Below are 21,421 nucleotides of genomic sequence, written 5' to 3' on the forward strand. Positions count from 1 at the left end.
ATTTAGATTTGTCGACAGAAAAGAACAGTTGGGAAAACTCAACTGATGTCATATATTTCATATGACCATGGCGCAACAGGTTTCCCCGCTTGATCTTACCCCAAAGCACGTCCGGGCCGCCCGGGCTCTTTTGGCGTGGTCCCAGCACGACTTGGCCAAGCAAGCCGGCGTGGCGACCTCTACCGTTGCGGATTTCGAGCGGGGTCAACGTATCCCCGTCGCCAACAATGCCCAAGCAATTCGTACGGCGCTCGAAAATGCCGGCATCCGTTTCCTGCCGACGGGTGCGGTAATCGGACCAGCTATCCCGAATATCACCCCGTCCGAGCGAGCAGGCGCACCTATCCGCTGGGTGGATGCGGAAGATCTTTCGGTCTGGGCAAACCGAACAGAAGGCGTGCTGAGCATGCCAACCCTTGTTTCACATCTGATACGCGCTACCGCCGGCACCGCAGTTCACCTCCGCTTTCCAGCTGACGAAGGGGTCCAGCATCCGGGCTGGGACGGACAGACCTACACGGACACAGGAAACTCTTACGTGCCGAAAGGTGAGGCTGGTTGGGAGATCGGAAGCCAGCGTCGCGACATCGAAAGAAAGGTGACCGAGGATTACCGGAAGCGAACCGACGAGCCGGCGCCGTTCGATCCAGCCAATGCTAGCTTTGTGTTCGTCACTCCCCGCCACTGGCCCGGCAAGGATAAATGGGCAAAGGCCCGAGAGGCGGAAGGGCCTTGGGCAAACGTTCGTGTTTATGACGCCGACGACCTTGTCCACTGGATCGAACAAACACCGGTGGTTGGGCTGTGGTTGGCGGTTCGCCTGGGGAAGCGACCGGAGGACACTCGAGAGCTCGAGGAAGTCTGGGAAGAGTGGTCGCTCGCTGCGAAGTGGCCCCTGACCGAGGAGTTGGTCCTAAGTGATCGTGACGAGGAAGCAGCTGACCTTCTCCGCTGGCTTCGCAGCAAGCCATCCGTTTTCTCGCTCCAAGCTACGACCACAGATGAGGTCGTGTCGTTCTTTTACGCAACACTTGCGATGCTCCCGGACGAAGTGAAGGCCGCTTACAAGGCCCGATGCCTGGTGGCGACGACCGCTGCGGCGGCGCGAGCATTGGCAAACGCGCCAGGTCCTCTGATTGTCGTCATGACTGAACCAGACCCCGGCATCGCGCACGCGCTGGCGGGACGCGGCCACTATGTCCTGCAAGCCTATGACGAGCGGCCGATCTCCCGAGGTGACGTCCGTGCCCTACCGCGACCGTCGCGCGAGGGGATCGCTAGCGCTCTGGTTGCCGCTGGCATTGCGCAACCTCGTGCCGAGGCATACGCGCGCGACAGCGCACGCAATTTGGCTGTCCTGCGTCGCCTTATTCCCAGCGCGCCGGGGCGACGGCCACAGTGGGCGGAGGTTAGGCCGCCTCAAGCATTGTTGGCAGCACTTCTCGCGGGCGGCTGGGATGAGGACGCAGAGGCGGATAAGGCACGCCTTGCAGAGCTCGCTGACGAACCATATGACGCAATCGCCCGCGATCTGATGCCTTACGTCGGAAGATTTGACAGCCCACTGCAAAAGATCGGCTCGACCTGGCGTATCGCTTCGCCGCAAGATGCATGGTTCCTGCTTGCGCGGCATTTGACAGGGGTCGACATCAAGCGCTTCGAGGCTGCAGCCCATGCTGTCCTCGGCTCCGTAGATCCGCGGTTCGAGATGGACCCAGACGAGCGCTGGATGGCGAGTGTTCGCGGCGTCCAGCGCGACTATTCGGGAATGTTGCGCCATGGGATCGGACAAGTACTGATCCTGCTTGCTCTGTGGGGCGAGGAGATTAAGACGATACCGGACGCCGCACGCCGTGCTGATCATATTGTCGCGAAGCTGCTGGCGAATGCCACCAAACAGAGATGGTGGTCCCTATCTCGAGACTTCCGATTGTTGGCCGAGGCCTCACCGAGCGCCTTTCTTCGGGCCATCGAGGATAGCCTTGATCTGAACGACCCGCCAATCCGCGCCCTATTCGGCAGAGACGGGGAAGGTGTCTTTGGGGCAGAGCATTTGTCGGATCTTTTGTGGGCGCTCGAGTCCCTGGCCTGGTCGCCAGAGCTCATGCCGAAAGTGACCCATGTCCTGGCTCGGCTGGACGCCATCGACAACCCGCCCGGGCAATACGCGAACCGACCGGCCAACAGTCTCCGCGCGATTCATCTTCTCTGGCTGCCCCAAACCTATGCGACGCTCGACCTGCGGCTTCGGGCGCTCGACCTCATTCGCAAGCACGAGCGAGACGCCGCCTGGAAACTCATGTTGAGCCTGCTACCGCAGGGGCACGACACCTCCATCCCGTCGCCGATGCCGCTGTGGCGTGATTTTACCGTCGATGAAGTCGAGGTGGCTACATGGGCCACCATCGGGCGCGGAGCTGTGGCGATCACGGAGCGTGTGCTCGTCGACGTCGGCCTCGATGCCGCCAGGTGGACCGCGCTGCTCGACCGATTCGCTGACCTTTCACCGGACACGGAAGGTGGGTTCTCTACACTGGAGGCGGCTGAGCCGAGGATTACTAAGCAGATTGACCGCGCAGCAATATGGGCCGCCATGCGCCGTGTCCTCCATCACCATCGGCAATTTCCAGACGCCGAATGGTCCATGCCGAGTCAAGTGCTCGACCGACTTGAGGCGATTTACGAGCGCTTCGCACCCGCTGATCCAATAGAGCGCGTGGCATGGCTCTTTGAACAAGATGCGGGCTTGCCACGGCCTTCGGCCGAAGGTTGGAAGACGAATGAGCGTGAGGTCGATCTAGCGAGGAAAGATGCCGCACACGCCCTGTTCTCCAAAGACGGCATTCCAGCCATCCTCGCGCTCTCCCGCAAGGTTGGCACAGCGGGATACATCGGCAAGGCGCTCTTTGCTGGCGGTCTCTCCGAACCCGATCTCGAAGCGCTGTTGGAGTCGGCAATTCGAAGCGAAGATGCGCATGAGCGTGCTCTTGCCCACGGCCTGATCGTCTCTGCCTTTGCAGAGCGAAAGGAGCCATGGGCAGCTGAGTTGATCGCTAAGGCAACCAGTCGCTCTTGGGGCGACACCGCATTGCTTACGATCCTGCGCGCGCTTCCTGGGCGGCGTTGGACTTGGGACCAGGCTACCAGCGCTGGCGCTGAAATCGAAGAAACGTATTGGCGTCAGACGCCGGTGTTCTGGATGAGCGACGACCGTGACGAGGTCGGTTTCGCGATCCGCAAACTCATCTCCGTTGGTCGCGCGCGTCACGCTCTGCCGCTCGCGGCACGCGACAGCCGAACTGATCTGCTCTCAGATCTTCTCATCGAGGTGCTACTTGAGGCCGTCCGACAGCCGTTCGAGAGCGAGGGCGACAGGAACGAAGCGACGATGTTCCAGCACTACGTCGCCGAAATCCTCCAGGTGCTTGACAAACGTGATGACGTCGACAGCAATGCATTGGTCAAGGTCGAGTGGGCCTATCTACCGATTTTGACTCGCTCGCGCCGTCCGCCCAAGGTGCTTATGAAGGCGCTGTCGGAGCAGCCATCCTTCTTTGTCCAAATACTCAGCGCGGTATTCAAGGCGAGCGAGGAAAGCGGTGTCGTCGACGTTGAGCCGCAGGATCCCGAGCGAGCACGCGCCATCGCCACCCAGGCCTACCGACTTCTTGAGGAATGGGATCGGCTTCCCGGTACAAAAGATGATGGGACGATCGATAACGTTGCTCTTGAGGGGTGGATCAAGGAAGCTCGATCGCTCGCTAAGACCGCCGGCCGAGAAGATATCGCCGACAGTCGCATTGGCAACGTTTTGGCTGCCTCTCCTTTTGGAGCAGACGGCAACTGGCCGGCCGAAGCGGTCCGCGACGCAATCGATCTTTTCCGCAGCAAACCAATGATCAATGGCTTTTTGACCGGTAAGATGAACCGACGTGGCGTAACAATGCGATCGCCGCGCGACGGTGGGGAGCTGGAACGGAAGGAAGCCGCTAAATACCGCGGATGGTCGAATGCGATCTCTTTCGACCATCCGCATACGGCCAAGGCTCTCGACACGCTAGCGGACAATTATGAGGCTCAAGCACATCGCCACGATCAGAGTTCCGAGCGACTGGACTGGGAATGACTGCTGGGTTTCGGGCCTGGGATCGTGTGGCCAATGCTGTTTCACACGCGAACTGCTGTATGCCGAGCTTCTGGTTGGCCGCGCGGAATTCGGAGCTTTTGCAGCAAAGTAGGTCTCTCGGTCCGCCAGAAGCGCCAAAGGCCAGACCCCAATGCTCGACGCGTGGTCACGTCACCTCGGAGGGCGAGAAAAGAGTGTTGGGGAACGGGTACGCGCGGCCTCAGTCGTGCGTTCAATGGAAAGCACTGTGTGAGGAGGATCCTCCCCATCGTGCAGTGACAGGAGATGGTCACCGATTTCCTTATCCGCTGCCGTGAGCCGATGATTCAGGCGAAGAAAGTCCATCCAGGTCGGCGTGCGGAATGTCTCTGTCCAAATCGAAGGCGTTTGAAGATTTCGCTGCAGTGTCCAGTTTCGCGCACCGGCACGGCTCTGAACATGCCGCCTGGCGCGCATGTAGCCCAGAAAGGTCTCGATGTTCTCTTCGGGTATCCGATACTCCACCTTGACCACTATGGGTCCACTTCTGGGCTTCAAGTCGAGTGCCAGCTCCGGCGGGCGAAAATCCGAACTTTCCTGATCCGTTTCCTCCCATGGACCGACCGGTAACAGCATTCCCGCAGCCGCAACCAGCAACAGAGCGCCGGCGGCGCCCTCCAAAGCCCAGCCTAAGGAGTAGTTCTGTGCGACAGTACCCCAGATCCAGCTGCCAGCCGCCATCCCGCCTGCGCTCAAGGCGTAGTAGATCGACAGTGTCCGGCCGACCACCCATCTGGGGCTTGCCAGTTGCACCGACACGTCGATCCCAGTCCAGGTGATGAGCCAACCCGCGCCGCCGAGTGCCAGCGAAACGACCGCCACGGGGACCGATGATGTGAGTGCAAGCGAAAGGCAACATGCCGCACAAGCGACAGAGGCGAAGGACACCAGCCTGTTTTGAGACGTCATCCGCCTTAGAAAGCTATTGCTCATGCCCGCAATGAAAGCACCCATCCCGAAGCCGGCCAGCAAGATGCCGTAGATGATCGGGCCGCTCTTCAGCTGGTCCCGGACAAATAGAGGCAGCAATGCAAGGATGGAGATGCTTGCCAGGCCGAAAAGGGTTGCACGGGCAATCGCTGCCCTGATCTCCAGGGACATCACAGTGAAGCGCACTCCGTCATGAATTGCCATCGTCATGCGTTCACGAGGGAGAGGGGAAGTGCGAACCTTCCATCGTGTGCGCCATATCGCGGTTAGCGGCGCCAGATCACTCAGCGCTGCCAAGGCGAAAGCGGCAAGCGGTCCAAGAAATGCCAGGACCACGCCCCCCAAAGCCGGACCAACGCTGCGTACAATGTTGTATCCTACGGACATGAGGGTGACCGCGGCCGGGATGTCCCTTTTGTGAAGGATATCGCCAACAGATGCGTGCCAGGCCGGATCATTCAAGGCAAAGCCGCAGCCAGCCAGGAAACCCAATGCAAGAATTAGCCATGGACCGGCAAATCCCAGACCCACGGATATCATCAGCGTCGTTGAAGCCAATGCTATCAGGCAGTGCCCCGCAAACATCACCCATCGGCGGCTGAAGTTGTCGGCAATGGCTCCGGCAACGATTGAGAGGAGGAACACCGGCAAGGTGGATGCAGCCTGCACCAGCGCAACCATCAGGTCCGAAGCGGAAATCGTGGCCATCAGCCAGCTGATGGCCACCGTTTGCACGAGCCAACCGAGGCTGGATATTTGTGTGGCGGTCCAGATCGAGCGAAACACCGGGTTTCGAAAGGGAGCGAGCGTTGCTGAGGCAGGCAGATGGGTATTGTTTTCGGACTGCATGATCATTTGATGCCTTCGAGGGGCCGCTTGTTCAATTCTCGGCTGCCGGTGCTGCCGCTACAATATTGATCTATGGACCAGAAGGGCCGGACTTATCGACCAGGACGACTTCGTCGAGGTGAGGAGGGGTGATGAACTCTGTTGGCTCCGCTCTCCCATGCTGGCGCCGACAACCTTCGAAAGACAGCATTGCCGATCGTGCTGATCGACAGAATCATCTGCAACTTTGATCGCTCTGGCCTGACCACGCCAGCGCCCATGAAGCTTGTCGGCGACCATTTTTTCGTGCGCCCGTTCGTTCGTGTCATCGGTGACGGATCCTGTGCATGACCGCGTACGGCTAAATTCCTATGACGAGTGCGCCTCCGCTGAGACCGGCACCGGCCGCGGCAAGAAGAATCTTTTCGCCTGGCCGAAACGGCTGCGCCCGATGCGAAAGCGAGAGCGAGAGTGGGATCGTCGCGGCCGAAGAGTTGCCGTAATCGGCAATCGTCTTGACAATTGCTTCATCCGCTATGCCCAGATTCCTGCCGACCGCATCGAAGATCCGGGCATTGGCCTGGTGCGGCACGAAACGATCGATGTGTTGCGGCGGCATTCGGGCGGCCGTGAGCGCACCTCTCGAGCAGTCAGTCATCATCTCTACAGCCCTGGCGAACACTTCACGCCCGTCACTGATGGTCATACGGGTTTGCTCGAGGTCCAGCTCGCCATGAAACGGCGTGTTGCTGCCGCCGGCGGGAATCTGAATCAGCCCGTAGCGCGAGCCGTCCGAGGCCATCGCCGCGCCGAGAATGCCTCCGTCCGGCTCTTTGCACGGGGCAACCACCACCGCGCCGGCGGCATCCGCAAACAACACCGCGCTTGCGCGCTCGGCCGGATTGATGCGGCGGCTGAGGATATTGGCGGCAATCACCAGGCTCGCTTTGCCATGGAGGCGGGTGAACCCATCCGCCAACATCAAGGCATAGATGAAGCCGGCGCAGGCACCCGTCAGGTCAATCGCACCGGCGCGGTCGAGCCCGAGCCGGTGGGCCACCAGCGGCGCGCTCGGTGGCAGGAGATGGTCGGGCGTGGACGTGGCCAGCAACAGCAGGCCGATATCGTCACGGTCGACACCGGCATTCGCCAGCGCCATGTCGCCGGCGCGCGTGGCAAGGCCCGATAATGTGTCTTCGCCCGTTGCCCAGAAGCGCGACCGTATCCCGGTGCGCCGCTCGATCCAGCCGGGTTCGAGCCCGAGACGACCTTCGATTTCCGCGTTATTGACCTTGCGCGCCGGCGCGTGATGACCGAAACCGACGATGCGCGACGACCGGATCATGATCGCGAACCGAAGCGTTCGCCGGCCTCCTCTATGGCGTCATAGAGCCCGTCCAGTTCGTCGCCGGTGATGCAATAGGGCGGCAAAAGATAGAGGACATTTCCGAGCGGGCGCACCAGCATGCCACGTTCGAGGAAAAAAGCGCGCAGTTTCGGCCCGATCTCCGCCAGATATCCGGCCGAGCCGGTGCGCAGATCGAGGGCTAGGATCGTGCCGTTTGCTCGGCCCTCGGCGAAGAAGGGATTGTTTTGGAAGCGTTGCAGGCCATCGGCCTGTCTCGCACTTAAGGCCGCAATCCGCTTGGCGACCGGCTCGCACCGCCAGACCTCGACATTGGCAAGCGCGGCCGCGCAGGCGATCGGATTGGCGGTGTAGGAACTTGAGTGGAAAAAGGTCTTCTTTCGGTCCACGCAGTAGTGGGCCTCGAAGATGGCATCGCTGGCGAGCGTGGCTGCCAGCGGGACGGCGCCGCCAGTCAAGCCCTTCGAGGTGCACAATATGTCCGGTGAGATCGATGCCTGCTCGCAGGCGAACATGGTTCCGGTGCGCCCCCAGCCGGTCATCACTTCGTCGGCGATCAAGAGCGTGCCGGACGCTTCAGCGATCCGCTTCAATTCCGCCAGCACCCAGGCCGGATACATCAGCATGCCGCCGGCGCCAAGCACGAGCGGCTCGATGATCAGCGCGGCGGCGCGGCGGTCAAGAGACAGGGTCTCGAAACGATCCAGCGTTTCCTGCTCCCGCCCCGCGGCCGGAAAAGGAATGGTGTCGACCTCGAACAACAGCGGTTCGTAGGCGGCATTGAACACGCCCCGGGCGCCGACGCTCATCGTGCCGATCGTGTCGCCATGATAGCTGTGTTCCATGGCGACGATGCGCGAGCGCGGCGCGCCTGTGTTGCGGAAATAGCCGAGCGCCATCTTCAGTGCGACTTCAACGCTCGTGGAGCCGCTGTCGGAATAAAAGACCCAGTCGAGGCCTGGCGGCACCATTTCGATCAGCGCCGACGCCAATTGCTCTGCCGGCTCATGGGTGAGGCCGGCGAAGATCACCTGGTCAAGCATCTCGGTCGCAATCCGGATCGCTTCCATGATCCGTGGCTGGCGGTGCCCGTGAGTGACCACCCACCAGGAGGAGATTGCGTCGAGGATACGCCTTCCGTCATTCGTCTCCAGCCAAGCTCCGTCGGTGCGGACGACGGACAGCATGGGCGGCTCGATCGCGTGCTGGGTGAAGGGATGCCAGACGCGCGACCGCGGCATCACTCGCCTCCAGCCATCTGCGCAAGGTCGAAGCTTGCAAACATCGCCTTTCTCAGAGTTTCGCTCGTGAGCGGAGCGAGGTGTGGCAGTCTGCCGAGCTGACGCACCGCGCCCAACTCGGTGATTGTCTTTTGCGTATCGGCCGCCTCTTCACCGATGAAGACAACGCCGATCAGCGGGATCGAGCGAGCCCGCAGGGCTTCGATCGACAGCAGGCTGTGGTTGATCGTGCCGAGTTCAGTGCGGGCGCACAGGATCACCGGCAGCCGCCATTCAGCGAAGATGTCAATGAATCTTGTCTGTCGATTGATCGGCACCATCAGTCCGCCAGCGCCTTCGATGACGAGCGGTGTGGGCAGGACCGGAAATGAAAGATCGGCAGGCTCGATCGAGACACCGTCGATTTCGGCTGAACGGTGCGGCGACAAGGGGCTCCTCAAGCGGTGGGCCTCCGGCAGCACCCGCCCCGATGGCAGGCCAGCGAGCCGTTCGACCACCTCACTGTCGGTCTCACCTTCGAGACCCGATTGGACCGGCTTCCAGTAGAAGCCGTCGAGCAGACCTGCGAGCCCCGCGGCGAAAACGGTTTTGCCAATTCCCGTATCGGTTCCCGTGACGACGATGCGCTTGCTCATGCCGTGGTGGCCAATACTTCGGCAAGCGTCTCGACCATGACGCGAATGTCAGCCTTGCCCACGTTGAGCGTCAGCGAAATGCGCAGCCGCGAGGTACCCTCCGGCACCGCCGGCGGACGAATGCCGCGTAAGTCGAAGCCGCGAGCCTGCAGAGCCGCCGCGACAGCCATGGTGCGCGCCACGTCCCCAATGACAAATGGGTGGATCTGCGAACCGCTGGGCTTGGCTCCGCAATGCTCGGCCAGTTGCCGGCTTGCGAAGGCAACGTGCTCGTGCAAATCAACGCGGCGCATCGGCTCGTCGACCAGCATTGCGAGCGCTTCGCGCGCAGCCACTGCCATCAGCGGCGATGGTGCGGTGGCGTAGATAAACGGACGGCAGCGATTGACAATATAGTCGCACAGCACTCGCGGCCCGGTGACGAGCGCGCCCGATGCGCCGAGTGCCTTGCCGCATGTATGGAGAGCCACGATGTTGTCGCGGCCCTCGAACGCGGCGGCCAGCCCGCGGCCCCCCGGTCCCCAGACACCTGTGGCATGTGCCTCGTCGACCAGTATGAAGGCCTCGTGCCGATCGGCAAGCTCAACCAGGCTCTCCATCGGCGCGCAGTCGCCATCCATGCTGTAGAGGCTTTCAACGCCGATCCAGATGCGGCCAATGCCGCCTTCGGCGCGCCAGCGCCTGATCGCGTCCTCAAAAGCATCAATGTCATTGTGTGCCACCAGCCTGAACTCGGCGCGTCCTGCCCGGGCCCCTTCATGCATGCTGGCATGGGCGAGTTCATCGAGGATCAACAGGTCGCCCTTCTTCACCAGGGTGCTCAGGAGGGCGAAGTTGGCCATGTAGCCGCTGCCGAAGAACAGCGCCCGTTCGGCCCCGAAGAACGCGGCAGCATCTGACTCCAGCGCCTCATGCTCCGGCGCGTTGCCGCGCAGAAGCCGCGATCCGGTAGCGCCCACAGGGGTGCCCCGCTCGATTGCCGCCGCGACTGCATCGCCAAGTCTCTTGAAGGCAGCAAGCCCGAGATAATCGTTGGACGAGAAGTCGAGCCCGACCCGCGGCGCCAGTGCGCGCAGCCGGTCCTTGCGTGCCAACCCCTGCAAGGTTGCTTCAAAGCGGGCGAGCGGTGGCTCGTTCATTTCGCCTCGCCTCGCATCGGTTCGATGCCCAGACGTCTAAATAGACGAGTATCCTTGTCCTCTCCGGGATTGTCCGCAGTCAGCAGCGTGTCGCCGACAAAAATGGAATTGGCGCCGGCAAAGAAGCACAGCGCCTGGGTCTCGTCGCTCATCGCCGTCCTGCCGGCGGAGAGCCTTACATCAGACTTCGGCATCATGATCCGGGCGAGCGCAATGGTGCGGATGAAATCGATCGGATCGATGGGTTCGGCATCGGCGAGCGGCGTCCCCCTGATGGGGATCAGCATGTTGATCGGCACGCTTTCGGGCGGCTCGGGCAGGTTCGCCAGCGTCACCAGCATGTCCATGCGATCGGCCTTTTCCTCTCCCATCCCGACAATGCCGCCGCAGCAGACCTTGATCCCAGCCTCGCGCACGCGCCCAAGCGTTTCCAGCCGGTCGGCAAAGGTCCTGGTCGAAACGACCTTGCCGTAATAGCGCGCAGAGGTGTCGATGTTGTGGTTGTAGTAGTCGAGACCGGCCGCCTTCAGGCGCTGCGCCTGGCTGAGGTCGAGCATGCCGAGAGTCATGCAGGTCTCCAGGCCGAGCGCCTTCACGCCTTCGATCATGGCGAGCACGGCGTCCATGTCGCGCTCCTTCGGACTGCGCCAGGCAGCGCCCATGCAATAGCGGGTTGCGCCAGCATCTCGTGCCTTGGTCGCCTCCTCGACGACATGTTTGACCTCCATCAGCTTCGAGGCCTTCAGGCCGGTTTGGTGATGCGCAGACTGGCTGCAATAGCCGCAATCCTCCGGGCATCCGCCGGTCTTGATGCTGAGAAGCCGCGACAGCTGCACCCGGTTGCGATCGAAGTTCTGGCGATGGACCGTCTGCGCCAAGAAGAGCAGATCGTTGAACGGCATTCCGTATATAGCCTCGGCCTCTTTGCGGCTCCATCGGGCTAGTGCTGCCTCCATCGACTGCGTGGCAAAGTCCGAGTCGCACTCCTCGTTCATTTCCGTTGTCATCGTCAAAGCCTCTATTGCCGATCAGCGAGCGCACTCACCAGTCCGTCGAGTGGGAGCCCCTTCCGATTGGCTCGTCGGTGGGCGCAATATTGGGATCCGGAAGTAATGAAGGGTGAGCCGCATGAAGCGTGCTCTTTCGCGCCTTTTGGTGCGCGCAGCCCGAGCACGTTGCTCCCCATTGTGTTTCCCGTTAGTTCAAATGAGTGCTGATGTTCCCGCGAGTTGGCATGTCCAGGCCGATGTCGAGAATGGGCGCGCTGTGTGTCAGCCATCCGACCGAGATGAGATCAACACCCGTCGCAGCAATCGCCGGTGCCATTTTCGGTGTCACCCGGCCGGAAGCCTCCGTGACGGCGCGGCCCCCAACCATTGCCACGGCGCGGGCAAGGTCCTCAACCGACATGTTGTCGAGCAACACCGCGTCGACCCCCAGCGTGAGCGCTGTATCGAGCTGCTCGAGGGTCTCGACCTCGACCTCGATCTTCACCATGTGCCCCGCGGCAGCGCGCGCCCGCTCTATTGTCGTGCGAATGTCGCCGGCGATCGCGATGTGGTTGTCCTTGATCAGGAAGGCGTCGTCGAGCCCGAAGCGGTGATTGGCGCCGCCGCCGACGCGTACCGCATATTTCTCCAGCGCGCGCAGGCCGGGCGTCGTCTTTCGCGTGCACACGATCCTCGCCTTGTGGCCACGCACGGCTTCGACCATCGCTGCCGTGGCAGTGGCAATGCCGCTTAGATGACACAGAAAATTGAGCGCCGTGCGCTCGGCGGTGAGCAGGCCCCGCGCCGGTCCGCACAGCATGGCGATGATTTCGCCCCCCGCGACATCGCTGCCGTCAACTCTCCAGATTTGCATGTCGATCGCAGGTTCGACGAGCATGAAGGCGAAGGCGGCCAGATCGAGCCCGGCAACGATCCCCGTTTGTCGCGACTTCAGCACCAACGTGGCGGTGCGATCGCGCGGGATCACGGCCTCGCTGGTCAGATCGCCGCATCTGCCCAGGTCTTCGAGAAGAGCACCGCGCACGATCGGTTCGATCAGGGTTGAGGGAAGCGGTGAGAATTTCATGTCAGGGTACTCCGCATCGGCGCTCGCCAGCTGAGTGCGACGGCGGTCTGTATTGCGCTGCGCAGTGTCAGTCGTGACTGGCGCGCATCTGCATCGCGTCCGGCGAAATCGGAACGATAGTGCGAGCCGCGGCTCTCTTCGCGCCGCAGAGCCGCAATGGCGATCATCAGCGCGACCATGGCGGGGTCAGACGCCGCGCTGTCGTGAGCTGCAACCGGCAACAGGGTAGCCACCCCGTCGCGTAGCGTCTCGCCGTCGCGGACGATGCCGAGCGCGGCGGAGACGATTGGACGGATGCCGGAGGCGTCCGGCCGTTGAGGCACGAATGCCGAACACACGCGTGGTCGCCGGGTGTGTGATGCGTCGGCGACGCTTTCAGCAACCCAGCTCGCCGTCACCACTGCTTCGATAAGCGAGTTGCTGGCGAGCCGGTTCGCGCCGTGCAGACCCGTGCAAGCGACCTCGCCGCATGCCCACAGTCCCTCGATGGAGCTGCGGCCCGCAGCGTCTACTGCAACACCGCCCATGTGATAATGTGCGGCCGGGCGCACCGGGATCAGGTCGGTCGCCGGATCGATGCCGGCCTGGCGGCACAAATCGGCGATCGCCGGAAAGCGCTTGTCAAATCTGGGACCCAGACATTGCCTGGCGTCAAGAAACACACGGCGTCCGAGAGCGAGTTGGCGCCAAACCGCGCGCGCAACCACGTCGCGAGGCGCAAGCTCGCCCCCTGGGGTATCACCCAGGAAACGCTCTCCCTGCTCGTCGACGAGCACAGCACCCTCGCCACGCACCGCCTCGCTCACCAGCGGCATCGGCCGCCGCGGGCCCTCGAGGGCGGTCGGGTGGAATTGCACGAATTCCAGGTCGGCGAACTCCGCCCCGGCACAAGCGGCGAGCGCGAGCCCCTGTCCACATGAGCCAGGCGGGTTTGTCGTCTCGCTGAACAAGGCGCCGATGCCGCCGGTCGCCAGCACCGCGCGGCGCGTTGGCAAGGCGATTGCGCCCGTGCACCCGGCCGCGACCACGGCGATGATCGCCCCGTCTTCCACGACAAGCCGGCGGGCCTCGACGTTTTCCAGGACAGTGATGGAGGCTGTGCGCCGTGCTGCCGCGACCAGCGCGCGCACCAGTTCGCGACCGGTGGCATCGCCCGCCGCATGCACGATCCGCCGCTGCGAGTGCGCCGCCTCGAGCCCCAGCCGCAAGGCGCCATCAGCGCGTCGGTCGAATGCGACTCCAAACCGCTCTAGAGTCCTGATCGCTTCAGGTGCAGCTCGGACCACTCGCCGCACCGTTGCCTCGTCGCAGAGGCCGTCGCCGGCCGCCAGGGTGTCACAAAGATGAAGTTCGGGACTGTCTTCGCCGCCGACACTTGCAGCAAGACCGCCTTGGGCGAGCTCGCTGCAGGCTCCGGTTCCCAGCCCCGCATTAGATAGAAGCACAACCGGTTCCGGCGCCAGATGGAGCGCGGTCATCAGGCCTGCCAAACCAGAGCCGATGATCACCGGTGCCCCGCCAATGTCATGAACGTCGAGGCTCATATGGAAAGCATTCGCTCGACTGAGTGGCGCGCGCGCTCTGCAATCCCGGCGGCGATCCGAACCTCATGCCGGTTCTCTTCGAGCGCGGCGCGGATGTTGGCCAAGGTGATGCGCTTCATGTGCGGGCAGAGATTGCAAGGGCGGATGAACTCGATTTCGGGATGCGCGACCGCGACATTGTCGCTCATCGAACATTCGGTCAGCAGGACGACGCGCGCTGGTTTCTCCCGCTCGACATAATCCAACATGGCCGCAGTCGAGCCGGAGAATTCCGCTTGTGTGACAATCTCGGGCGGGCATTCTGGATGGGCGAGCACGATGACCCCAGGATGTGCATCGCGCAATTCCCGGATGTCGGTCGACGTGAAGCGCTCATGCACTTCGCAGTGGCCCTTCCAGGCGATGATCTCGACATCCGTGTCCGCCGCAACGTTTATCGCCAGGTATTGATCGGGCACCATGATCACGCGCGGCACGCCGAGAGATTCCACCACCGCGCGGGCATTGCCCGAGGTGCAGCAGATGTCCGACTCCGCTTTTACCGCTGCCGAAGTGTTGACGTAGGTGACAACCGGGACCCCCGGATAGCGCTGCCGTAGCTGCCGCACGTCCTCTGCCGTGATGGATTCGGCCAGCGAGCAACCGGCGCGGAGGTCCGGAATGAGGACCATCTTGTTAGGATTGAGCAGCTTGGCCGTCTCGGCCATGAAATGCACGCCGGCAACCACGATGACCTGCGCCTCGACCGTGGCCGCCTTGCGGGCCAGTGCGAGGCTGTCGCCGACGATGTCGGCCACGCAATGGAAGATCTCCGGCGTTTGGTAGTTGTGCGCAAGGATGACCGCGTTTCGATCGCGCTTCAGCGCAAGGATGGCTTCAAGGTCGTCGGTAAACGCCGGCCATTCGACTGGCGGAATCACCCGCCGGACGCGCTCGTACAGGGACGCAGCCGTAGGTAACGCCCCAGTCATCAGCGCCTCCGCTTATATTCGATCTGACAATAAGGGGAATATGTCTACCTTGACTATAAGTATGTCAAGCCCGCGCGAGCGGCAATTTTGTCCCGGCCCCAGCCCTGTCGTCGAGGACGGCATGCCGGAACCGATAGAGCTTTGCCGGTCGCCCGCCCGTCTCGAGGGAGGTCTCGCCAGTTTCCTCGACCAACTCTTGCTGCTCAACAAGCCTGCGGAAATTCGGCTTGTTGATGAGCCTCCCGGCGAGGGCCTCCACGGTCCGCTGCAGCTGAAGCAGCGTGAAGGACGGCCTCATGAGCTCGAAAACCACCGGCCGGTATTTGATCTTGGAGCGTAGCCGCGCAATGCCCGTCGCCAGGATTCGTCGATGGTCAGCGACCATTGCCTTGCCAGATGTCACCGCAGGCGTTGCGTCCCGCCCGCGGCCAGCCTCTTCGATCAGGGCAGATTCATAGAGCAACTCATAACGCTGTAGGGTGAGTTCCTCATTCCAATTGCGGTGGTCGAAACCGAAGGCAATCGCGGCGCGCTGCAGGCGTTCGCGTCGCGTGGTGGCGTCGCTGGCGCCCTCAGCCCACTCACTCAGGCGTGGTCGTAAGATATCGAGCACCACCGGCGTGCCGGAGCGATGATCTTCCCAGGGCAAATACTCGTACCAACTGCGCCACCCACAACTAGCGGAGCCCGCTGCCTGTTCCTTGCGAGTGAGTGCGAGATAGCTGATTGAGATGGCGCGTTCCTGGGGCTCGGCACCTATGCGGTCCCGATCGGCGAAGGTGTAGAGCTGCTCGATATAGCCGAGCGGGTGGCCGGTCTGTTGCTCGACCCAACCCCTCAGACCTGATTGCAGCGATCGATGCTCCAGCGCATAGGGGCCGGACGGAAGGGTATCCGCGTTCCCGATGGTGAGAAGACAGGGATCACTGTCAGTTACGGCGACGACAACGGCGATCAGGTCCACTTTTGCTTCGTCGGCCTTGACCGCGGCTCTGCCTTTTCTGGTTCCTTTTGCCTGATGGTTCATGTTCGCGAAGGTGAGTTGTTCCCGAATTCGGGGTTATCAATCGATTGAATTTAAGCGTTGCTGCACGAACGTCAACACCGCACAGCTGGACGATCTTTTTTGCACTTCGCACTCGCACAAAAATATGCCAAACGCGACACCCGCGGGGGGTAACGCTAGGGAAGGATGCATCGTTGAGTGCAACGGGTGAGACAAAGGCGATCACACCGCCGGATATCAGCGCGCGGAAAGGCCAGGCTCCACTCGTCTGCCTGACGGCATACACCACGCCGATAGCCAGATTGGTTGATCCACACTGCGACGTCGTTCTCGTTGGCGACAGCGTTGGCATGGTATTGCACGGCCTCTCATCGACGCTGGGCGTCACTCTCGACATGATGATCATGCACGGCCAGGCGGTGCGCCGCGGTCTGGTGCGATCATTGATGGTCGTTGACCTGCCATTCGGCTCCTATGAAGAGAGCCCCGTGCAGGCCTTCGGCAACGCTGCGCGCCTGATGGCGCAGACCGGTTGTGCGGCTGTGAAGCTCGAAGGCGGTGAGAAAATGGCCGAGACCATCCGCTTCCTCTGCGCCCGCGGCATCCCTGTCATGGCGCATGTCGGTTTAACGCCTCAGGCGGTCAATACGCTCGGTGGCTACCGCGTCCAGGGGCGGGGAGAAGATGCCGAGCGCATCAGGCGCGATGCCAATGCGGTTACGGAGGCCGGCGCATTCTCCGTGGTGCTGGAGAAGGTGCCCGAACCCCTCGCAAAACGCATCACTGCGGAGATCGCCGTCCCCACCATCGGCATCGGCGCCTCACTCGCCTGCGACGGCCAGATTCTGGTGAGCGACGATATGCTCGGGCTTTTCAGCTCCTTCCGGCCGAAATTCGTCAAGCGCTACGCCGAACTTGGCGAACAGGCCGATGCAGCGATTGCGGCTTATGCCGCTGACGTCAGGAGACGGTGCTTTCCGGCGGCGGAACATCTCTACACACACGAGGCGAGGGCCGGAGACGTCACATGAGCGTGCCGATCGTTCGAAGCACTGCCGAGCTCCGCGCTGTTACCGCGCGATGGCGTCGCTCAGGCGCCAAGGTCGCCCTTGTACCGACCATGGGGGCCTTGCATGAAGGTCATCTCAGTCTCGTGCGTGCTGCGCTTCAGAAGGCCGATCGGGTAGTCGTGACGCTGTTCGTCAACCCCAAGCAATTCAACAGTGCCACCGATCTTGATGCCTATCCTCGCACGGAAAACCAAGATGCTGCAAGGCTTGCGCCGCTCGGCGTGCATTTGCTCTATCTGCCGGATGCAGAAGAGATGTATCCGCCAGGCTTCGCCACGAGCATTTCGGTGTCCGGCATCAGCGAGGGCCTGTGCGGCAGCTTTCGGCCGGGCCATTTCGACGGCGTGGCGACAGTCGTTTCCAAGCTCTTCCTGCAGACCGGCGCTGACTTGGCCTGTTTTGGCGAAAAGGACTTTCAGCAGCTTCAGCTGGTCAGGCGCATGGTCGGCGACCTGGACATTCCAATCACCATCCTGGCCTGTCCGACAATCCGCGAAGCCGACGGTCTTGCACTGTCCTCGCGCAATCTTCGGCTCTCGCCAGCACAGCGCGCCATTGCCCCAAAGTTGGCAGCGGTCTTGCTGGGGGTGGCCGATCGGCTTGCGCGCGGCGCTCCTGTCCTTCCCACTCTTGCGGAAGCGCGCGCAGCAATCCTGGCTGCCGGCTATCGCGAAGTCGAGTACCTGGAACTTCGCCGCGAGGCAGATCTGCAACCGCTGACGAGCCTTGACCAACCGGCACGCTTGCTTGTCGCGGCATGGCTAGGCGACATACGGCTTATCGACAACATAGGAATGTCACCAATTGGTGCAACAAATTAGAGGCTCGCGGCGCTGCATCGCCGCACAACAGGCTCATTGACCAGGAGCAGAGCAATGCCCGCGATTAAGCCGACCAGCTCGCAAACGTCGAATGGATCGCCAATCATTTAGACGAAGGTCTGCGCCGAGCAACGGCACGGAGGTTTATGCAAAGCGCAGATGCATCGCGTGTTTGAAAATTTCCTCGAGCAACTCTCCGAAAGCGTCGATGCTGTCGATCTGTGTGAGACAATGGCGTCTGCCGCAGCCGCGTTAGACTTTCCGCTCTTTGCCTATTTCAGTTGCCCGTCAGCTTCCGGCCGGAAGCCGCGCTTGATTTCGAATTATCCCCCATCCTGGACATCGCGCTATATGCAATTGCGCTACCACAGGCATGATCCGGTGATCCTGCGCGGGCTTCAAGGCTGGGACACCTTTGATTGGGGTGTGGATTTAGCTCGGCAACATCTCCCGGCTTCACAGCAACGGATTCTGGAAGAAGCAGCTCGATTTGGCATTCGTTCCGGGTTGACCATGTCGATACATGACCATCGCGGCCGCTTTGCTGCGCTGACCTTGGCTTCCGACCAGCCCCGTCCGCCTCTCTTGCGGTCACTGACACGGTACGAGCAAGCATTGCAGCTGGTCGCGATCAGCTTTCATATATTTGCCCGGCGCAGGCTCGCCGAAGATTGCGTGGTCAATGGCGTAATCCTGACCCCGCGAGAATTCGAATGCTTGAAATGGGCGGCGGACGGCAAGTCGGCCTGGGATATCAGCCAGATTCTCAGCGTCTCGAAACGAACCGTGACCTTCCATCTGGAAAACGCCAAGGCAAAACTTGGCGTGCGAACCATCAACCAAGCCGTAGCACGGCTGGCTTCTTCCCGACATTCGAGATCCTGATTCCTTTCTGCGGATACCTGTAAAGGTCTACAGGCTGCATGATTGTCGGCTTTGCTCTTCGATGGCGGGACCACATCCTGCACGGAGGCGACAAATGATGCAGCTAATCACACCTGAGCTCTACGATGAGTTTTCAAGCGAGCTCAAAGAAATGTACGGACTGAGGCATCGCGTTTTCAAGGAAAGGCTGGATTGGGATGTTCAGACCGAAGAGGAACTGGAAACAGACGCATATGACGGGCTGAGGCCCGTCTATCTCCTTCTCAAAGGATCCGACTGGCGCATTCGCGGTTGCGTCCGTTTTTTGCCGACGACGGGACCGACAATGTTGCGCGACACGTTTCCGATGCTGCTTGGCGAGACCGCGGCGCCAGCGAGTGCCCGCATTTGGGAGAGCAGTCGTTTCGCACTCGATCTCCCTGCATCAACGCCCAAGGCTGGAGGGCTGGCCCAAGCAACCTACGAGCTATTCGCGGGCATGATCGAATTCGGCTTGTCGAACGAACTCACTCGGATCGTGACAGTGACCGATACGCGCATGGAACGGATCCTGCGTCTTGCAACTTGGCCGTTGGCGCGCATCGGGCATCCCAAGGCGGTGGGCAACACGGAGGCGGTCGCCGGCTTTCTCGAGGTTTCGCACGCTAGCCTCATGCGCATCCGCTGGAGGGGACGTTTGAACGGACCTGTATTATGGCAGCCGGTTCTCGGCCTGTCGGCATACGCTTAAGATCTTCCCACGCTTGAAGGCGTCATCGCGCTGCCGTTGGCCAAAGGCGTTTCAGAAGCTCACATGAGGCCTCTATCGACGGTCCGGGGGGTCCATATTGCGGCGAAGGCTGGCGGCTCCAGCAAGGGAGCGGTGCGCAACAGGAAGCTGACCTCAATCACCGCCCGCGCGCTTTCCAACGGAGCTACTAAAGGAATCAGCCTTACGGCTTTGATACCTACGTGAAGCGATGCAGCGCGCCACTGCGCGATGACGAGGAGGGGGCATCGCCGGCCGGGCCGGTCAAGCGGCCCGTGAAGGTGGAAAATCTTCTGCCCAGTCCGCGAGCGGACCGAGAAGGTCCCCCACCTTCCGCACCACGCCACTTGACAGTCCCGCCCGCCGCAGTGGGGCGGGCTCTCGCCATCCCCCCGGAAAGACCGGGGAGGCTTCGCTCGAAAGGGCTTTCCCGTCGGGAAACACACACTCAGGACACAGACCATGACCGAACTCGCAAACTTCATCCCCCTCAACGAGGACGGCACCTATCTCGATGGCGTCGTGCGCTGGCGTCTGTGCTAATCGAAACCACGTTCTTCCACAGGTGCAATCTTGCTTCTGTGAAATAAAATCACCTCGTACGAGCTTCCATATTCCGTCTTCACTCCATCCAAGCCGTATCTCTGCGCCAAGGGAGCCCATGCGCCTAGTTCATCGGGGAACACTTGATTACCCTGCTCGTCCATGACCGCTAATTTCAGGGGCTCTTTCGCCTCGACAACAAAGTACTTTCCAGAACTACCTGCATAGCCGCGTGCCGTGTTTACATCGTTTTCTGAGGTCATCCAAATTGCGTCGCCCGTGTGCCCGCTTTGCCCGCGACCGCCCCACACCCCATCCCTGTTAGCGTGGTTGAACTTTGTTCCCGCCGGAAGTTCTTCCATCTTCTTCCTCTCCCAACCAACTGAGGCTGCCTGATCTATGTGGTGAACGGTTTGTCCCTTGCCCTTAGCCGAAACCTGACTACTCGGTACGAGGACGATCACGGTCGCAGCAAGGATCATCCCCTTCCAGAAAGACGGGGGATGCACTCGATGAATCGGGATGGCCGCGGTGGCGGTCTCTTTCGGTGAGGATCTCATGTAAGGATTTCCTTGTGCTCGTTTGTGAATTGTCCGCCATCGCATCCATTTCGCGATCGTCAAGTCGAATGGAGTTGCCGTCAGGTCTGATGACCCGGCGGCGGTCTTCGCTGGCGGGTATGCCATGAGCGCGGCGAAGATCAGGCCGCCGGCCAGTTGTATCCAGTCAATGCTGGCGCCTGAAATAGCGATAGCAGGTTCCTGCGGCACCGGGCTGGCGGCCGGCCAAGCCAGTCCATCCGTAAAGCTCTGAGTAGCGGCAAGTTCCTTATGCAGATCAACCCGCTTGGGCCATTCGGGGTCATGCAGGCAGGCGAAATTCACGATCGAAGAGGCCTCGGGCATTCGGAAGGCAAGTGCATGTGACAGATGACGTATCCCGAGATAATTCACGCGTGCGACAATGTCCCGATCCAGCGTGCCCGAGACGCCTGCGGCATTGACGAGGCCGTCGATGCGTTCGGGGAACTGGGTAAGCGCTGCATCAATTTCTTCGGGAGAATCCTGATCGATGCGAAAGAACGCGTCCAGCATCACGACGGGATCCTCCAGATCGACTCCAATAAGACGCACGCCTTCGCACCGGGCGAGACGGGCGACTTCGGCGCCGACCCCGGAGCAGACACCGGTTACGACAACGGTTTTACCGGCAAGCTTCAACGGCTTCTCCATCTTTTCGCAAAGGACGGCGCTCTCGAATGTCTGATCAGGTCGCGGCGTCCTTGACCGCCGACGCCGATTGGTTGAACTCCTCGATGCCGCCTCAGACTCCCGGGCGTGCCGTTGCCCGACTCGGACGTTTCGTGCCTCAGCGATTGAAGCAGCGATACGGGCCGATGCACCGCAGGTGCTGTCGCTTATGTCGGTTCGGGTACGATCGACAAAACTGATTC

At 61.5% G+C, this 21,421-nt stretch carries 17 protein-coding genes; 6 read left to right on the forward strand and 11 right to left on the reverse strand.

The window, feature by feature from the left end:
- Positions 1-67 precede the first annotated feature (67 nt).
- Positions 68-4,126, forward strand: a complete 4,059-nt coding sequence (locus LB568_RS21565) for a helix-turn-helix domain-containing protein (RefSeq protein WP_064993355.1) — start codon at positions 68-70, stop codon at positions 4,124-4,126.
- Positions 4,127-4,297: 171 nt separating this feature from the next.
- Here LB568_RS21565 and LB568_RS21570 read toward each other — a convergent pair whose 3' ends face one another.
- Positions 4,298-5,944, reverse strand: a complete 1,647-nt coding sequence (locus LB568_RS21570; RefSeq protein ID WP_064993354.1) for an MFS transporter — start codon at positions 5,942-5,944, stop codon at positions 4,298-4,300.
- 141 nt (positions 5,945-6,085) lie between these two features.
- Here LB568_RS21570 and LB568_RS21575 point away from each other — a divergent pair, with 141 nt between their 5' ends.
- Positions 6,086-6,274 (forward strand): hypothetical protein, encoded by a 189-nt coding sequence (locus tag LB568_RS21575; protein WP_064993304.1) that lies wholly within the window; start codon positions 6,086-6,088, stop codon positions 6,272-6,274.
- 10 nt (positions 6,275-6,284) lie between these two features.
- Here the strand turns inward: LB568_RS21575 and LB568_RS21580 are convergent, their stop codons facing one another.
- The 9 genes from LB568_RS21580 to LB568_RS21620 all read right to left on the reverse strand — a co-directional run bounded on the left by LB568_RS21580 (position 6,285) and on the right by LB568_RS21620 (position 15,922).
- Positions 6,285-7,268 carry a beta-ketoacyl-ACP synthase III gene (locus LB568_RS21580; protein ID WP_064993303.1) on the reverse strand — a complete coding sequence of 328 codons (984 nt, stop codon included), beginning with the start codon at positions 7,266-7,268 and terminating at the stop codon, positions 6,285-6,287.
- The gene (locus LB568_RS21585) at positions 7,265-8,530 is read right to left on the reverse strand and encodes an adenosylmethionine--8-amino-7-oxononanoate transaminase (RefSeq protein WP_064993302.1); all 1,266 of its coding nucleotides are present in this window, start codon (positions 8,528-8,530) and stop codon (positions 7,265-7,267) included. The genes LB568_RS21580 and LB568_RS21585 overlap by 4 nt, the downstream gene beginning before the upstream one ends.
- Positions 8,530-9,165, reverse strand: coding sequence for a dethiobiotin synthase (gene bioD / locus LB568_RS21590; protein WP_064993301.1), 636 nt, complete (start codon positions 9,163-9,165; stop codon positions 8,530-8,532). The genes LB568_RS21585 and bioD overlap by 1 nt, the downstream gene beginning before the upstream one ends.
- A complete protein-coding gene (locus LB568_RS21595) occupies positions 9,162-10,304 on the reverse strand; it encodes an 8-amino-7-oxononanoate synthase (protein ID WP_064993300.1) in 1,143 nt (380 codons plus the stop codon). Before LB568_RS21595 ends, bioD begins: the two co-directional genes overlap by 4 nt.
- The gene (bioB, locus tag LB568_RS21600; RefSeq protein ID WP_064993299.1) at positions 10,301-11,311 is read right to left on the reverse strand and encodes a biotin synthase BioB; all 1,011 of its coding nucleotides are present in this window, start codon (positions 11,309-11,311) and stop codon (positions 10,301-10,303) included. Before bioB ends, LB568_RS21595 begins: the two co-directional genes overlap by 4 nt.
- A gap of 190 nt (positions 11,312-11,501) precedes the next feature.
- On the reverse strand, positions 11,502-12,380 hold the full coding sequence (nadC, locus tag LB568_RS21605) for a carboxylating nicotinate-nucleotide diphosphorylase (protein ID WP_064993298.1): 879 nt from the start codon (positions 12,378-12,380) through the stop codon (positions 11,502-11,504).
- Entirely contained in the window at positions 12,377-13,924 is a 1,548-nt protein-coding gene (locus LB568_RS21610; RefSeq protein ID WP_064993297.1) for an L-aspartate oxidase, read from the reverse strand. The genes nadC and LB568_RS21610 overlap by 4 nt, the downstream gene beginning before the upstream one ends.
- Positions 13,921-14,895, reverse strand: a complete 975-nt coding sequence (gene nadA, locus LB568_RS21615; RefSeq protein WP_064993296.1) for a quinolinate synthase NadA — start codon at positions 14,893-14,895, stop codon at positions 13,921-13,923. Before nadA ends, LB568_RS21610 begins: the two co-directional genes overlap by 4 nt.
- 64 nt (positions 14,896-14,959) lie before the next feature.
- The gene (locus LB568_RS21620) at positions 14,960-15,922 is read right to left on the reverse strand and encodes an NUDIX hydrolase (protein ID WP_064993295.1); all 963 of its coding nucleotides are present in this window, start codon (positions 15,920-15,922) and stop codon (positions 14,960-14,962) included.
- Between the two features lie 173 nt (positions 15,923-16,095).
- Between LB568_RS21620 and panB the strand changes: the two genes are divergently transcribed.
- The 4 genes from panB (at position 16,096) to LB568_RS21640 (ending at position 19,407) form a co-directional block, all read left to right on the forward strand.
- A complete protein-coding gene (gene panB / locus LB568_RS21625; RefSeq protein WP_064993294.1) occupies positions 16,096-16,932 on the forward strand; it encodes a 3-methyl-2-oxobutanoate hydroxymethyltransferase in 837 nt (278 codons plus the stop codon).
- Positions 16,929-17,792 carry a pantoate--beta-alanine ligase gene (panC, locus tag LB568_RS21630; RefSeq protein WP_064993293.1) on the forward strand — a complete coding sequence of 288 codons (864 nt, stop codon included), beginning with the start codon at positions 16,929-16,931 and terminating at the stop codon, positions 17,790-17,792. Before panB ends, panC begins: the two co-directional genes overlap by 4 nt.
- A gap of 159 nt (positions 17,793-17,951) precedes the next feature.
- Positions 17,952-18,677, forward strand: coding sequence for a LuxR family transcriptional regulator (locus tag LB568_RS21635; RefSeq protein ID WP_064993292.1), 726 nt, complete (start codon positions 17,952-17,954; stop codon positions 18,675-18,677).
- Between the two features lie 94 nt (positions 18,678-18,771).
- Positions 18,772-19,407 (forward strand): acyl-homoserine-lactone synthase, encoded by a 636-nt coding sequence (locus tag LB568_RS21640; protein ID WP_064993291.1) that lies wholly within the window; start codon positions 18,772-18,774, stop codon positions 19,405-19,407.
- A gap of 557 nt (positions 19,408-19,964) precedes the next feature.
- On the opposite strand, the gene LB568_RS21645 is transcribed toward LB568_RS21640, so the two are convergent.
- Positions 19,965-21,188 (reverse strand): hypothetical protein, encoded by a 1,224-nt coding sequence (locus tag LB568_RS21645; RefSeq protein ID WP_224655955.1) that lies wholly within the window; start codon positions 21,186-21,188, stop codon positions 19,965-19,967.
- Positions 21,189-21,421: the final 233 nt, after the last annotated feature.

Origin of the sequence: Mesorhizobium sp. B263B2A, assembly GCF_020165775.1 — a bacterium.
Classification (GTDB): Bacteria; Pseudomonadota; Alphaproteobacteria; order Rhizobiales; family Rhizobiaceae; genus Mesorhizobium; species Mesorhizobium opportunistum.

Bases quoted from the DNA above. Each gene is read 5' to 3' on its own strand.
- LB568_RS21565 (WP_064993355.1), top strand. From the start codon at position 68: ATGGCGCAACAGGTTTCCCCGCTTGATCTTACCCCAAAGCACGTCCGG.
- LB568_RS21570 (WP_064993354.1), bottom strand. From the start codon at position 5,944: ATGCAGTCCGAAAACAATACCCATCTGCCTGCCTCAGCAACGCTCGCT.
- LB568_RS21580 (WP_064993303.1), bottom strand. From the start codon at position 7,268: ATGATCCGGTCGTCGCGCATCGTCGGTTTCGGTCATCACGCGCCGGCG.
- LB568_RS21585 (WP_064993302.1), bottom strand. From the start codon at position 8,530: ATGCCGCGGTCGCGCGTCTGGCATCCCTTCACCCAGCACGCGATCGAG.
- bioD (WP_064993301.1), bottom strand. From the start codon at position 9,165: ATGAGCAAGCGCATCGTCGTCACGGGAACCGATACGGGAATTGGCAAA.
- LB568_RS21595 (WP_064993300.1), bottom strand. From the start codon at position 10,304: ATGAACGAGCCACCGCTCGCCCGCTTTGAAGCAACCTTGCAGGGGTTG.
- bioB (WP_064993299.1), bottom strand. From the start codon at position 11,311: ATGACAACGGAAATGAACGAGGAGTGCGACTCGGACTTTGCCACGCAG.
- nadC (WP_064993298.1), bottom strand. From the start codon at position 12,380: ATGAAATTCTCACCGCTTCCCTCAACCCTGATCGAACCGATCGTGCGC.
- LB568_RS21610 (WP_064993297.1), bottom strand. From the start codon at position 13,924: ATGAGCCTCGACGTTCATGACATTGGCGGGGCACCGGTGATCATCGGC.
- nadA (WP_064993296.1), bottom strand. From the start codon at position 14,895: ATGACTGGGGCGTTACCTACGGCTGCGTCCCTGTACGAGCGCGTCCGG.
- LB568_RS21620 (WP_064993295.1), bottom strand. From the start codon at position 15,922: ATGAACCATCAGGCAAAAGGAACCAGAAAAGGCAGAGCCGCGGTCAAG.
- panC (WP_064993293.1), top strand. From the start codon at position 16,929: ATGAGCGTGCCGATCGTTCGAAGCACTGCCGAGCTCCGCGCTGTTACC.
- LB568_RS21635 (WP_064993292.1), top strand. From the start codon at position 17,952: ATGCATCGCGTGTTTGAAAATTTCCTCGAGCAACTCTCCGAAAGCGTC.
- LB568_RS21640 (WP_064993291.1), top strand. From the start codon at position 18,772: ATGATGCAGCTAATCACACCTGAGCTCTACGATGAGTTTTCAAGCGAG.